Raw genomic sequence first — 14,375 nt, 5'->3', positions numbered from 1 at the left:
TATCCCGCATGATAAGAATTACAAAAGCAGTAAGCATACTATGCATTACTGCTTTTACTTCATCCTGTACTTCTGCTTCTAATAATGCACATAATTCAAATGACCTAGAGATTGATATACCTTCTTTTTTTCAAAATGAGATTGCATTGTTGAATTCAAAGAGACCTACAGTTACAAAGACTGTAAAAAAAGACAGTATATCAGAAACCAAACAGCTAACTGTCTCCGATTGGCAAAAAGAACTCGCCAATTTCACTTCTATTGATATTAACAAAGCTGCCTATCGCGGTAGCTATCACAAAGACAGTATTGGCAATACGGTAACTTACAGTTTCAAGGATTCTGCTCTAGATCTATCATCTTTAAAAATTGTATATGATAATGGTATTCCTTCTATTTTTACAATTAAAAAAGTCACAAAAAATCTTCTCTATGACACAGAGGAAAATTTAGAATACATCAAAGGAAAGAGTTATAGCGTTGACAAAACGCAAGTTGTTAAAGCCCTAGGAAGTCATCACTATCAGATAAAAGGCAGAATCGAAGAACAAATCGGTAAACCTTTTTAAATAGGATTTTCACGAAGCAAAAAAGGCATCCTCATTTCAGCTGAGGATGCCTTTTTTGCATTATGAAACATTTTACTTATGTCGAGCAGCAGCCTTCTTCTGCGCTCTCAGATTAAGATACTCCACAAGAACAGAGAAAGCCATTGCAAAATAGATGTATCCTTTAGGGATATGTTGATCAAACGCTTCTGCCGTCAGTGAAACACCAATCAAAAGTAAGAAAGCTAAAGCTAGCATTTTTACGGATGGATGATCATTCACAAACCGGCTTATTGATTCCGCTGATACCAGCATAATTCCTATTGCTACAATAACTGAAGCGATCATCACACCAATCTGATCGACCATCCCCACAGCGGTGATTACCGAATCCAAGGAGAATACTAAATCAAGGATAAGTATCTGCATAATTATAGATGCAAAAGAAACTACTTTTTTACCCGCGGTTGACGTTTCGGCATGGCCCTCTACTTTATGGTGAATCTCAGTTGTACTTTTATAGATCAAGAACAAACCACCTATAAAAAGGATTAAATCACGTCCAGATAACACAAGATAACGTGCATATTTCTCATTAGTTATATTAAACCATTCAGCAAAGTTGATAAGAGGAGCAGTCAACCCCATCACCCATTTGATAGAAAAAAGCAGTAATACACGCATTACCAAAGCAAGTAAAAGACCTATTTGCCTTGCTTTTTTCTGTTGTTCCAACGGCAGCTTAGCACTTTGAATCGAAATAAAAACGATATTGTCTATCCCTAGGACAATTTCCAATACCGTCAATGTCAAAAACGAAATCCAAATTTGGGGATCAGTAATCCATTCCATATATAAAGTATAATTTTAAGACGTAAAAATATAAAATAGAACGAATAATCCTAATACCTGACCAAAGAAATTATATGATCACTAAAGCGTGACAGTCGCCCCTCTCCTTTCAGAAAATCTAAACTTATTATAAAAGAGAACCCGACAACTTCGCCACCTAGCCTTTCAATCAATTTGGCCGTTGCCACTACAGTACCACCAGTAGCCAATAGGTCATCGTGTATCAACACTTTCGCTCCGCTTTCGAAAGCATCCTCATGGGCCTCGATGGTGGCTTGCCCGTACTCCAGTTTGTAAGACTCTGACACGGTTTTATAAGGTAGTCGTCCCTGCTTCCGTATGGGAACAAAAGGAATCCCCAACCTATTGGCGAGCATTAGTCCAAAGAGAAACCCTCTGCTTTCTACACCAGCAATTACGTCAATATCCAATCCATTCAACCTTTTCACAAACTCTTCAACAATCTCAGAGCAGAGCTTTGCGTCTTTTAAAATTGGAGTTATATCCTTAAACAAAACACCTGGACTCGGAAAATCCGGTATATCCCGAACAATAGCTTTTAACTTTGATTCTATCATATTAATTTTAAAACTCTAAGTAAGGCTCAATTTTACGGAAAAAATCCTGATTCAATAGTCGAATAGATTCCAAACTTTTCAAGTCTTCATAAAAGCCATGCTGCTCTCTATAATTTATAATCCACTGGGCCTGTTTCCACGATATGTAAGGATGCTTTGCCAATTCATTTAGGGACGTCTTATTAATTTTTATTTTCTTGACTGGTTCTTCAGGAAGATAGAGCTTATCTTTGATCAATGCGAAAGTTTCTGAAGGCAGGCCATAGACTTCAGCGATTTGATTGACATCGTGAAAACCACCTAATGCTTCCCTATACTTGATAATCCTTTTCGCCAAAACCGGACCTATCCCCTTCAATAACACCCACGCCGTACTATCGGCATTCCCGATATCAACCAAGACTTCTTTTCTTTCTTTGGTCGGATACACAACATTATCCTTTTTCTTAAAGTCTGTCCCTTGTTCGTAACTAGTATGTCCAATATCCGCTATTGAGTTAATCTTGATATAAGGTAATAATCGTTTATAATCTTCTTCCGAAATAGCGTAGATCCGAGATAAATCTTCTTTCTTCCGGAAACGCCCACCTTTTGACTCAAAATTTTTAATCACTTGCGCCTGCTTAACCGACAAGCCTAAGTTCGTCCACCGCTCTATAGATAGCCCATTGGGATCGAATTCATCCAAATCTACCTCCTTTGACTGCAAAAACCGGGGCCTACTGCCCGTCAATCTATTAAAATACACACTGTCACTTTTCAAATCATTGAATAGAATCACTTCATGTTCCAACGATTCATCCTTTCGTATAGCGTCATACAAATATGGTATAGATAACAAAAACAAAACTATGAGGCTGAGCGTAATAAACCCTCTTTGTTCGGCCAAAGACAGTTCAAAATAACTAAAAAGTCTTTTCATAAGATTATCATAAATAGATCTCTTTTTATATTTTAGACCCGCAGGTTAACAATGTTTACTTAAATTTGGGAAATTAATACGGAATTTTGAAATGTATTTCATCAATGCGCCTTTTTTTCTTCGTTGGATGTACCCTGACGTGACTTGGAACAGGTCACGAATGGATAAAAAGATATATCTTACCTTTGACGACGGCCCTATTCCAGAAATTACACCTTGGATTTTGGATACTTTAAAGCAACACAAAATCCAGGCAACATTTTTCTGTGTCGGAGAAAACATAATCAAGTATCCAGAGATCTTTCAGAGACTTCTCCATGAAGGTCATCGTTTAGGCAACCATACTTTTAGCCACCTAAAAGGCTGGGATACTTCAGATGACGTATATATGGAGAATATCAGATTATGCCAGCAACATACATTGTCCAATCTTTTTAGGCCACCTTATGCTCGGGCCAAAAGATCTCAGATCAAATTATTACGTAAAGATTTTGAATTGATCTATTGGGATGTTCTATCGGGAGATTTTGACACCAACCTTAGTCCAGAAGCATGCTACCATAACGTTCTAAAACACACAAAGAATGGATCCATCGTCGTCTTTCACGACAACTTAAAAGCTATTCCGCGTGTTCAATATGCTCTCCCCAAAATGATCCAACATTTCTCCCAGTTAGGTTATACTTTCGATATTCTTTAATCGGTGATTGATACTATTCTAACACCGTAATCTTTCGCACTACAGACACTGAAAAATCCCAATGCCCCGTTCGAAATATTCGACGTTGGATTTGCCGGAGCTGCACTACCGGGGTTCAACATCTGGATTTGATTCCAATATGTATAGACCTCTTTCGTTACACACTGTCTACGTACGATAACAGAATCTCCCAAAGCTAATGAGTTATCTTTATCTGTCACACCGTGAGACACGTAAAGACCATCATTAAACTTATCACTAAAAGTACTTGCAAATTTAAAAGAAGATCCGTTTACAGAAATATTATATTTATAGTAATTGGCTATATTTTTTTGATCTTCAAATTTTAGCACCACTGAATAGTAAGTCTCATCAAAAATAATCTCCTCCTTTATGGCCAATGAGTCTATCGGCACAAAAGGCATCATCTTGGTTGAAGATAGAAATACTTGTCCTTTGACATTCACTGTCAAATCATATCTTAACTCCTCCTTGGGTTTAAAGTTTTTACGTCGATAGGCACCATTCCCTTGGTCTTCAAAAACAAATTCTCTTCCCTCGCTATCTTTCACGACTACTGTCGCACCGGTAACAGGCTGGTTAGCCACAGGCGAATCAAAAGCCACAGTTTGGGTCAACCAAATCACTTGATCAGAGCTCAGGTTATTCAAGTCTGCTTCAATCACAATCTTCGGGTTTGCTTTATTCAAATCTATATCGACCAAGTCCTCACATGATACAAGCGTAAGGATCAAGACAATTAATATATTAAATCTAAATAGTCTCATCTTTAAAATTTAAAGTTCCAGGTAACCGATGGAATAGCTCCAAACAAAGCTATGCGGTAAGCCTCGGTAATGTTTGCATTATTTTCATTCTCTCTAAAATCAATGATATAGGCATTCTTTCGGTTATAAACATTGTAGAGACCAAATGACCAACTTGAGCGAAAACGTTTGTGTAGTGGTTTAGGCTCATATGTAGCCGAAATATCTAATCGATGATAGTCAGGCATACGGTAGCCATTCCGTTCAGTATAATAAAACATCGTATTACCGTTTACGCTATATTTGCCACTTGGAAAGGTGATGGCATTTCCCGTGTAATACACGAAATTAGCCCCCAAACTCCATTTTTTAGTTAATTCATACATGGCAACAACTGAAACGTCATGCGTTCTATCCTGACGCGCATTAAACCAATTTCCATCATTGATTTGGTCAAATTGTCTTTCACTTTTTCCTAGCGTATAGCCTATCCAGCCATTGAAACGACCTTTCGTCTTCCGTAATAACCATTCCACTCCATAAGACCTTCCTTTCCCAAACAACAATTCTCCTTCCAAGAATTTATTAGCCTGCAAGTCGGCACCGTTTCTAAAGTCTATCTGATTGCCCATGAATTTGTAGTAGGATTCTACGGACAGTTCAAAACTATTATCCGCAAAATTTCTAAAATAACCTAAGGCTACTTGGTCAGCATACTGCGGTTTAATATTCACACTGCTCAATACAAACTGGTCTGTAGGTAGCGAAGATGTGGTATTTGTAAGTTGATGCAGATTTTGCGTGACGCGGTTAAATGATGCTTTGATACTATTTCGGGCGTTCAAAATCAAGGACATGGACAGTCGAGGCTCAATATTAAAATGATGCTTTATTACAGTGCTGCCATACACCTGGCTATCACTGGCCTGACCATCTTCATCAAATGTATAGAATGTCCCAGGTCCTTTTACCAAGAAATCGGTTAGTCTGACGCCATAAATCACGGACAACCAATTTAAAGGCTTCCATTCATGAGAACCATAAGCAGCTAGTTCTATGCCATTTCTTTTTTCAATATCAAGCGAGTTCACAGACGAGCTATTAGTCGCATTTAGACTTGCTGGTGATATTTTCTGGCGTAATACATTTACCCCAAAACGAAATGTATTAAGATTATTCCGGTAATACGAAAAGTCCTGTTTAAGATTAACATTCTCTATTTTCGAAGCGATTTCAAAGTCACTATCATCATTCGACACGTTTACATTATAAGTAAAATCACTATAGATTAAGGTAGTATTACTGAATAGCTTTTCGTTAAAAACATGATTCCACCTTGCGGTAGCAGTAGCATTTCCCCAGTCAAAACTAAACAAATCACCATATCCCATATCATCTTTTCCAAAATATCCCGATAGATACAGCGTGTTTTTATCATCAAACCTATAATTCATTTTCGCATTCAGGTCATAAAAGTATAGCTTACTCTTATTTACCGTCTCATCATCTGATAACTTCAGAAACAAATCGGCATAGGTACGTCTACCAGAGATCATAAATGAACTTTTATCTTTGACGATTGGTCCCTCTAGTTTCAAGCGCGAAGCAATCAATCCCAAACCTCCCTCAGCAGCGAATTTTTTATTATTACCATCGAGCATACGTATGTCCAACACCGAAGAAGCTCTTCCTCCATACTGAGCAGGTATCCCTCCTTTATACAAGGCGATGTCTTTAATAGCATCTGAATTAAATGTAGAGAAAAACCCCATTAGATGCGATGCATTATATACAGTAGCTTCGTCCAAGAGAATTAAATTCTGGTCACCACCACCACCCCTCACGTAAAAGTTAGAGGAGCCCTCTCCTCCTTTAGCTACACCTGGAAGCATCTGTATTGTCTTTAAGATATCTCGTTCCCCAAATAACACCGGAACATTTTTCACTTCTTCCATCGTGAAATTCAGTGCCCCCATTTGGGCATTGGTTACATTATCGTTTCTCTTCCTACCAGAAATAACGACTTCTTCCAATACATTCTCTACAGGATCGAGTTCAAAAGATAACCGTTTGCCTTCCGAGACACTAACTTTAACAACTATTGGTTTATAACCTACAAAGGAGACAATTATCTCAGCCTGCCTTTCTGCTACATCTATAGAAAAATAGCCATAACTATTGGTCGATGCGGTTAGGTTCTGATTTTTCACCTGCACAACAGCACCGATCAAAAGCTCCCCCGAAGAAGCGTCCTTCACGTACCCACTTATCGTTTTTTTCTCTTGTGCGATAGCGGTAACAAATGTAAATACGCTTAAAAATACAAAGACAAGTATACGCATATAATGAATTAGGGATAGGTAGATTAATTTCTGAAAAACTGATCAAAAAAAGCCATTTGCAGTTGCACCGATTGCGCCCAATAATCCCAGTTATGCTTACCGGGCATGGATACAAAAGTGTGAGGTATGTTCAGGTATGTCATCCTCTCGTGCAACTTTTTATTAACCGTATAAAAAAAATCTTCTGTGCCACAGTCGATAAAAAACTTCAAGCTATTGGGTTTTATTAAATGTAGCATTTCCATAACCACATGACTGTCCCATATTTCCTTATTTTCAGCATAAGTGCCTAATCTTTGGATTATTTCCCAGTTGTTCGGAAAAGGCCTAAAGTCAACCCCTCCTGCCGTACTACCAATAGCACCATAGACGTTTTGATGTCTTATTCCTAAATACATAGCACCATGTCCTCCCATACTTAATCCGGAAATCCCCCTTCCTTCTCTAGTCGTACACACCACATATTCTTTTTCGATATAAGCGACAAGTTCTTTCGAAACAAACGTTTCATACTGATTATTCTTGTCATTTTTCACATCCCAGTACCAGCTACCGTAACCACCATCTGGGCACACAACAGCATAATTGTACCTATCTACCAGTGTCTTAATATAAGGCACTTTATTTACCCAATTAGAATAGTTTCCGGAGTAACCATGCAATAAATATAAAGTAGGAACCGGCTTACTTTGGTTTTCCGGAAAAATTACAACCGTTTTAATCTTCTTTCCCATACTTTCGGAAAAAACTTCAACAGTATCGACCTGAGCGGCCTTTAACTGAAGGCCCAAAAAGAATAATGTCGTAAGTAAAAAATAACGCATAGTATCAATAATCATATTTATAAAGATAAGCATCTAGACCAAAAGGTCGTTCAGAAATTGTATAAAAGAAACGATCATCCCGATCAAAACAAATAGCTTCCCCTTGAGGTTCTATTTTGTAAGGTATGTTTTTAAAGTCTCCTTTCAAGGTAGAAATTATGTCTTGTCCCTTTTTACGTTCCCACAGGAATACTGAATTCAAATTTTTAATAAGGATGAATTTACCATCTTGCCGTATATCAGCTGCCGTTACAAAAGTAAAAGGCAATTGCATCTGAGGTTCTAATTCGTACACGCTCTCCTCTTGAAAGGCAGAGAGTGATAAGCTAAATACGGTAGACTTAAAGTCTCTCTTTGAGACGATATATATCCTGTTATCTATCGGATCTACAAATAATGCCTCAGCATCCCGTCTTTTATCCTTATATCTAAATTTGATTTCCCGGATTTCATCTGCTTCAATGCGGTAGTTATCACGACCTGGTTCTAGGATAGGCTCTTTGAATAAAAACAGAGACAATGTATCCCTGTCCCGTAGATTGTTGCCCATATCAGCTAATAGCAGATAGGATATACCACCTATGCTCAGGGCGGCAATATCCTCCGCATCTACCAATGTGACTCCCCCTAGTTCGACAGTAGCTATCAGCCCAGCTTCATTACCGATTGCGTAAATAGCAGACCGATCACCACTATCATTGTGTACCCAGAATACTTTACTACCATAGGCTGAAGCCGTAATCCCAGACACTTCGGTGAGCGCAGAACTACGCAAATTACCAATTATTACAGGATCCTGAGCTACAGTAATACTTGCACTAAATACAAGCAAAAAAGCTGTCAACCAGACATATGTTATCCACATTATTACATTTATTCTTTATCAAATACCAGAGCTCCACTTACATTCCAAAAACTCATACTATCTCCCTCTTTCGGCCCCTGTGGTATTTGCACACGAAGTTTGTGTTTACCTGCTTTGAGATCCCCGAAATCAATAAAGATAGGATAGGTAATGGTACCGGGGCACCAATTAGATCTACTTAGATCAGAAGAAGACAATCCATTTTCAAAATTTCCTGACACAGGATTATACAGTCTATAGCTCCCACAATCAACACGCCACGGAGTAAACTGAAACATCGACTGTCCGTCCAAGTACACCCTGTTTGTTTTAGGGACAAACTCATCTCCATTACCCCATCCACCATGGCCAGTCGTTATATAACGTAATTTTGCATTCTTAACATCCTTATCCAGAACAAACTCAAATTCAAGACCCTTTTCTTGACCAAATAATGTAGGATACCCTTGCCCTCCCATCTCCATTACGTTCGTCGTATTGAATAAAGCGAGCATATCTACACTTTTAGCATAGTTTGAGCCTCCCGGGTGTATTGTCAACTCCAAACTCACTTTATGTCCTCCCTTATCGTAGTTTCCTATATAAGTGCCAATATAAACATTCTTCCCGGCCATTACCTTCAAAAACTCAGAAATATCCTGTCTATATACTACACTGTCCTGCCAGGTTTTATCCTTAAGTGACAATCGTCCATTAAAATGCGAGACACCAAAAGGCGTAAAGAAACGCATCAGTTCAAAAATCGGCGAATATCCTGCAGTACGTACCATTCCCAGATAAGATTGTCCATCCCCATTTTCGTAAGCAGGCAATGTCTTCATACCCTTTCTCATACCGTCCAGAAAGCTCAGGTTTTGATCTTCTGCAATCATAAATACCGATCCCGTTCTATCATAAGCATCTCCGTTAGATTTCTCGACCAACTCGATAAAAGCCTGGCTATTTTCTGATACCTCCGGTATGCGGATTCGCTTCATTATCACTGTACCTTCTGCAAATCTCATTATGGAATCCGATTTGATTCCCGGTTGAAAGCATATTTGTTCGTTTTTGAAGATAGGAACTTGTATAAATCGACTTTTCCATAAAATATCCTTATAGGTCAATCCATCTAACAACAAATTTTTATCTGGAAATTTCAACAGGCTAGGTAAAGATTTTACCAGCTCCACATGCGTCGCAACAAGACCCGAATTGCCGTTACGCCGATACTCCATTACCAAGCCCAGATCAAGTCCCATATCATTCGGGGATGCGTTTATTCCAAGATCTTTATTATACCAAAGTTCTATCGCATTCGAGTTCACCGAAGTTGTTGCTTTGCGCACCTCCCGATCCAGAACTTTCTTCCTATCGTCAGCAATAGTATAACTATAGCGTACAAACGCCTGTTCATCCAGTGTCGCGATCTTCTTATCCGAAGATAATGCTGATTGCTTAATCATTGTCTTTTCCCCGAAATCTACGTAAGACTCCTCATAAGGATATCTAACGTTTCCGCCTATCACACTCTGTTTCGTTATTATGGTCTTATTTTTGGAAGCGTATACAATTACCGGGTCTTGCTTCGTTATAGCGCCATCCCTAAAATAGTGATAGGTTATCTTATATACATCCTGTCCCATACCTATCATCACATACAACTGACATAGGATTATCCAGACTATTTTCTTCATAATTATTCTATTTACAATACTTCAATTACAGTTCCGTTTTCAATTGGGTGCGAGGTACATATCAAACATTTTCCATTAGTAACCTCTTTATCCGTTAATACTTCATTATAATCCATCCGTACTGCGCCTTCTTGTACTTGAGATATACAAGTACTACACATACCGGATTTGCAGGAATAGGGCAACTTTATCTTATGTTCCAACCCTACATCCAACACACTTTTATTGTAAGGAATCGTCAATAAGTATTGCCGACCATCAAATTTCAGCGTGATGTCGTAAGAAGTTTTGTCTACCGGTTCTTCTTCCTTCTCATCTTCATCCTCCTCCTCTTCCGGAAAATGAAAAGTTTCCCTTCTTATATCTTCATCCGGAAAGCCCATCCCCAAGAGCGTAAAACGGCACAAATCCATATAGAACAAAGGTCCGCAGGTATAAAATATACTTTTCGTTCCTTCTTCCAAGTTGTCTTTGACTAATTCAATAAGATACTCCCGATTCAATCTGGCTTTCAAAAGATTCTTCGTATTAGACCAGATAAATTCTATTTTCAGTCGTTCGGGATACATTTCTTTCCAATGAAGCAACTCTTTATAAAACAACGTATTTTCCTTGCTACTATTGCTATAAACGAGGATCACTTTACTGTTGTCCTCTCGGGTTAGTGCGGTCTTAAGAATAGAAAACAGTGGAGTGATACCTACTCCTGCTCCAAAGAGAAAAACAGTTCTACGAACCTCCTTAACGGGTTCATATATAAATAATCCTTGGGGATCCATCACTTCAATAACATCGCCGACAGAAGTACTATGATGCAATAGTCTAGAAATCTCTCCGTTGTCTACGCGCTTTACAGTTACCTCATAGGGTTCTTCCACATCTGGCGAGCTACTAAACGAATACGATCTCCTTACTTCGCGTTCAGCAAACTCGAAGCATAGTGTTAAAAATTGTCCAGCTTTATAGGTGGGAAAATTTCCCGACAAATCCTCAAAACGAATAGAAATATTATGATTTGGGTGCTTTATTATATCCGAGATTCTAAACTTATACATAGAGCTAAAGATAGAAAACTTAAACCGTTTAAAGCAAAAAAATCCCAACCGCATTGGTTGGGATTAAATATATTAAATACGGTAAATTACAATTTACGTTTTACTTCTACTTGCTCGTAGGCTTCCACGATGTCACCTACCTGTATATCGTTGTATTTATCAATTTGAAGACCACATTCATAACCATGAGTAACCTCTTTTACGTCATCTTTGAAACGTTTCAATGAAGCTAGTCTACCGGTATGAACTACGACACCATCGCGGATTATGCGGATATCGTTGTTTCTAGTGATTTTACCTGTAGTGACCATACATCCAGCAATTGTACCCACTTTCGTGATTTTGAATGTCTCACGGATTTCAACCTCTGCAACAATCTTCTCTTCAAACTTAGGTTCCAACATACCTTCCATCGCCGATTTAAGCTCTTCGATAGCATCGTAGATGATAGAATATAAACGGATATCAATTTGTTCAGCCTCAGCTAGCTTACGTGCATTTTGAGTAGGTCTTACTTGGAAACCGATGATCACAGCATCCGATGCAGATGCTAACAACACGTCAGACTCCGAGATAGCGCCCACCGATTTGTGAATGATATTAACCTGAATCTCATCCGTAGATAACTTCAATAAAGAGTCGGATAAAGCTTCGATAGATCCATCCACATCCCCTTTAACAATGATGTTAAGTTCTTTAAAGTTACCAATTGCCAAACGACGACCTATCTCATCGAGTGTAATGTGTTTCGTAGCACGCATACCTTGTTCACGTTGCAATTGCAAACGTTTATTCGCAACTATACGAGCTTCCGATTCGCTCTCCATCACGTACAGTTTATCTCCCGCGGTAGGTGCACCCGACATACCAAGAATCTGAACCGGTACCGAAGGACCTGCCTCTTTCACACGCTCACCGCGTTCATTAGTCAACGCTTTCACTTTACCAGAGTGCGAACCTGCTAAAATAGCATCTCCAACACGTAGAGTTCCACCTTGTACCATCACCGTAGTTACAATACCACGTCCTTTATCCAAAGCAGCTTCGATTACCGAACCTACAGCACGTTTTGTAGGATCAGCCTTAAGCTCAAGCATCTCAGCCTCCAACAATACTTTCTCTAATAGCAACTCCACATTTTCACCTGTTTTTGCTGAAATTTCTTGCGCTTGGAATTTTCCGCCCCAGTCTTCTACAAGAATATTCATCGCAGACAACTGTTCACGGATTCTGTCTGCATTAGCGCCTGGTTTGTCCACTTTCGTGAAAGCGAATACAATAGGTGCGCCAGCAGCCTGAGCATGATTAATTGCTTCTTTTGTTTGCGGCATCACGGCGTCGTCCGCAGCGATTACGATAATAACGATATCCGTTACCTTCGCACCACGGGCACGCATCGCTGTAAATGCTTCGTGACCAGGAGTATCCAAGAAAGTTATCTTCCGACCTCCGTCAAGCGTTACTGCGTATGCACCTATGTGCTGCGTAATACCACCTGCTTCACCTTTAGTTACATTTGCTTTACGGACATAATCCAATAAAGATGTTTTACCGTGATCGACGTGTCCCATTACAGTAACAATCGGAGCACGAGGTATCAAGTTATCTTCGTTGTCAGCTTCTTCTAGTTCTGTAGTTTCCTCATCTTCCGGTTTTATAAATTCGATTTTGTAATCAAATTCATCCGCTACAATAGCTAAGGTTTCAGCGTCAAGACGTTGGTTGATCGAGACAAACATTCCCAAGCTCATACATGTACCGATAACTTTCGTAACAGGAACATCCATTAAGTTTGCTAACTCATTTGCTGTTACAAATTCTGTAACACGCAATACTTTGGACATCATTTCTTGTTCCAATGCAGCCTCTTCTGCCGATAAAGCTACATCATCACGCTTCTGTCTACGCAATTTGGCACGTTGAGCAAACTTACCGGACTTACCAGCACCACTCAAACGAGCTAAAGTTGCTTTAATCTGATCTTGGATTTCCTTTTCTGACAACTCTCCTTTAGGAGCGGCATCTTGTCTCGGACCTCTATTTCTAGGATCAAACTTACCTCTTCCTGCAGGTGCATTTCCACCTGGACGGTTATTATTGTTACCTCTAGGGCCTCCTCCGTGTTGGAAGCCTCCTGGTCTATTTTGACCTTGGCCTTGACCTTGGCCTCCTCCTTGTTGGAAACCGCCTGGTCTATGCTGTCCTTGAGTTCCCCCTTGTTGTCCTCCCTGTGCATTCGGAGAAATAGGTGTACCAGGTTTATTTGTACGTTTACGTTTGCGCTTATTATCTTGATTTGCGTTAGATGATGAAGCGACAGGCTTATCTTTAGGCTTGAAAGTTGGCAATTCAATTTTACCAATTACTTTTGGCCCTTCCAGTTTTTCGGAGCGCGCACGAATCACTTCGTTCTGTTCCTCTACTGGTTTAGATTCTACAACAGGTTTATTCTCCACCTTAATTTCTTCCTTTTTAACTTCAACTTTTTGTTCAGGTTTTTCTACCACAGGTTTTACCTCTTCTACAGGTTTGACTACAGCTGGCTTCTCAATAGGAGCAGCTTCTACCTTTACTTCAGGTTTTACTGGCTCTGCCGCTTTAGGTTCTTCTTTAACAGGCTTTGATGTTTCTACAGGTTTAGGCGTTTCTACAGTTTTAGGTTCTTCCTTTATAGGCGCTACAACTGGTTCTGCCTTCACCTCAATCCTAGGCTCTGCTTTAACCTCTGGTTTTTCAACCGCTTCTTCTTTCTTTTTAAACTTACCCTTATTCAGGCTATCAAGATCTATCTTACCAATAACCTTAAGGTGTCCTCCTGCAGCAGGCTCCTCTTCTTTTTCTTGTTTAGCAGGAGCTTCCTTTTCTACAGGAGCAGATGTTGATACATTCTTAATCAAAAGACCATCTGTATCATCATTATGTTCATCTCTTTTAGAGGTCGTAGAATCTTGAGGCACGGTTGCATTCCCGCCCAAAGGAGATTCATCACGGCGGATTTTACCAATAACAATTTGCTTAGCTTCATCCTTTGCGATTTTATCACCTTGAAATTCGCGCGAAAGAACACCATACATATCTCCAGTTAATTTTGTTGTAGGCTTTGCTTCTACGTCAAAACCTTTTTTACTTAAAAATTCCACTGCAGTACCTATACCAATATTAAGTTCCTTTGCTGCTTTGAGTAAGTTTATGCTTTTACCTTCTGTCATCTATTTATTAACCTCTAAAAATCTATTACTACAAAAA

The 14,375-nt window shown here is 39.2% G+C and carries 12 protein-coding genes; 2 read left to right on the top strand and 10 right to left on the bottom strand.

Annotation, left to right across the window (positions count from 1 at the left end; all coding sequences use genetic code 11):
- Positions 1–8 precede the first annotated feature (8 nt).
- Positions 9–569, top strand: coding sequence for a hypothetical protein (locus G7B20_RS16200; RefSeq protein WP_164112473.1), 561 nt, complete (start codon positions 9–11; stop codon positions 567–569).
- Positions 570–641: 72 nt separating this feature from the next.
- On the opposite strand, the gene G7B20_RS16195 is transcribed toward G7B20_RS16200, so the two are convergent.
- The 3 genes from G7B20_RS16195 to G7B20_RS16185 are packed head-to-tail and all read right to left on the bottom strand — an operon-like array spanning position 642 to position 2,900.
- On the bottom strand, positions 642–1,400 hold the full coding sequence (locus G7B20_RS16195) for a TerC family protein (protein ID WP_164112472.1): 759 nt from the start codon (positions 1,398–1,400) through the stop codon (positions 642–644).
- Between the two features lie 50 nt (positions 1,401–1,450).
- Entirely contained in the window at positions 1,451–1,978 is a 528-nt protein-coding gene (locus tag G7B20_RS16190; protein ID WP_164112471.1) for an adenine phosphoribosyltransferase, read from the bottom strand.
- Between the two features lie 7 nt (positions 1,979–1,985).
- A complete protein-coding gene (locus G7B20_RS16185; RefSeq protein WP_164112470.1) occupies positions 1,986–2,900 on the bottom strand; it encodes a helix-hairpin-helix domain-containing protein in 915 nt (304 codons plus the stop codon).
- 160 nt (positions 2,901–3,060) lie between these two features.
- On the opposite strand from G7B20_RS16185, the gene G7B20_RS16180 reads away from it, so the two are divergent.
- Positions 3,061–3,600, top strand: coding sequence for a polysaccharide deacetylase family protein (locus G7B20_RS16180; RefSeq protein ID WP_370626385.1), 540 nt, complete (start codon positions 3,061–3,063; stop codon positions 3,598–3,600).
- Here the strand turns inward: G7B20_RS16180 and G7B20_RS16175 are convergent.
- The 7 genes from G7B20_RS16175 to infB all read right to left on the bottom strand — a co-directional run bounded on the left by G7B20_RS16175 (position 3,597) and on the right by infB (position 14,338).
- The gene (locus G7B20_RS16175; protein ID WP_164112468.1) at positions 3,597–4,388 is read right to left on the bottom strand and encodes a DUF4249 domain-containing protein; all 792 of its coding nucleotides are present in this window, start codon (positions 4,386–4,388) and stop codon (positions 3,597–3,599) included. The two genes, G7B20_RS16180 and G7B20_RS16175, sit on opposite strands and share 4 nt — an antisense overlap.
- A gap of 2 nt (positions 4,389–4,390) precedes the next feature.
- A complete protein-coding gene (locus tag G7B20_RS16170) occupies positions 4,391–6,709 on the bottom strand; it encodes a TonB-dependent receptor (RefSeq protein WP_164112467.1) in 2,319 nt (772 codons plus the stop codon).
- A gap of 23 nt (positions 6,710–6,732) precedes the next feature.
- On the bottom strand, positions 6,733–7,548 hold the full coding sequence (locus G7B20_RS16165) for an alpha/beta hydrolase (RefSeq protein ID WP_240452843.1): 816 nt from the start codon (positions 7,546–7,548) through the stop codon (positions 6,733–6,735).
- Positions 7,538–8,398 (bottom strand): hypothetical protein, encoded by an 861-nt coding sequence (locus G7B20_RS16160; protein ID WP_164112466.1) that lies wholly within the window; start codon positions 8,396–8,398, stop codon positions 7,538–7,540. Before G7B20_RS16160 ends, G7B20_RS16165 begins: the two co-directional genes overlap by 11 nt.
- 8 nt (positions 8,399–8,406) lie before the next feature.
- Positions 8,407–10,074: a PNGase F N-terminal domain-containing protein gene (locus G7B20_RS16155; RefSeq protein WP_164112465.1), complete on the bottom strand. Its 1,668-nt coding sequence runs from the start codon at positions 10,072–10,074 to the stop codon at positions 8,407–8,409.
- 11 nt (positions 10,075–10,085) lie between these two features.
- Entirely contained in the window at positions 10,086–11,129 is a 1,044-nt protein-coding gene (locus G7B20_RS16150; RefSeq protein WP_164112464.1) for a ferredoxin--NADP reductase, read from the bottom strand.
- Between the two features lie 86 nt (positions 11,130–11,215).
- Positions 11,216–14,338 (bottom strand): translation initiation factor IF-2, encoded by a 3,123-nt coding sequence (gene infB / locus G7B20_RS16145; RefSeq protein ID WP_164112463.1) that lies wholly within the window; start codon positions 14,336–14,338, stop codon positions 11,216–11,218.
- Between the last annotated feature and the right edge of the window lie 37 nt (positions 14,339–14,375).

The sequence above is a fragment of the Sphingobacterium sp. xlx-96 genome, from assembly GCF_011007365.1.
Classification (GTDB): domain Bacteria; phylum Bacteroidota; class Bacteroidia; order Sphingobacteriales; family Sphingobacteriaceae; genus Sphingobacterium; species Sphingobacterium luzhongxinii.
Note: the sequence above shows the minus strand (reverse complement) of the source record. Positions and strands in the feature narration are given on the sequence as shown.

Coding starts and splice junctions, on each gene's coding strand:
- G7B20_RS16170 (WP_164112467.1), bottom strand. CDS start 6,709: ATGCGTATACTTGTCTTTGTATTTTTAAGCGTATTTACATTTGTTACC.
- infB (WP_164112463.1), bottom strand. CDS start 14,338: ATGACAGAAGGTAAAAGCATAAACTTACTCAAAGCAGCAAAGGAACTT.
- G7B20_RS16195 (WP_164112472.1), bottom strand. CDS start 1,400: ATGGAATGGATTACTGATCCCCAAATTTGGATTTCGTTTTTGACATTG.
- G7B20_RS16180 (WP_370626385.1), top strand. CDS start 3,061: ATGGATAAAAAGATATATCTTACCTTTGACGACGGCCCTATTCCAGAA.
- G7B20_RS16155 (WP_164112465.1), bottom strand. CDS start 10,074: ATGAAGAAAATAGTCTGGATAATCCTATGTCAGTTGTATGTGATGATA.
- G7B20_RS16150 (WP_164112464.1), bottom strand. CDS start 11,129: ATGTATAAGTTTAGAATCTCGGATATAATAAAGCACCCAAATCATAAT.
- G7B20_RS16190 (WP_164112471.1), bottom strand. CDS start 1,978: ATGATAGAATCAAAGTTAAAAGCTATTGTTCGGGATATACCGGATTTT.
- G7B20_RS16165 (WP_240452843.1), bottom strand. CDS start 7,548: ATGATTATTGATACTATGCGTTATTTTTTACTTACGACATTATTCTTT.
- G7B20_RS16185 (WP_164112470.1), bottom strand. CDS start 2,900: ATGAAAAGACTTTTTAGTTATTTTGAACTGTCTTTGGCCGAACAAAGA.
- G7B20_RS16175 (WP_164112468.1), bottom strand. CDS start 4,388: ATGAGACTATTTAGATTTAATATATTAATTGTCTTGATCCTTACGCTT.
- G7B20_RS16200 (WP_164112473.1), top strand. CDS start 9: ATGATAAGAATTACAAAAGCAGTAAGCATACTATGCATTACTGCTTTT.
- G7B20_RS16160 (WP_164112466.1), bottom strand. CDS start 8,398: ATGTGGATAACATATGTCTGGTTGACAGCTTTTTTGCTTGTATTTAGT.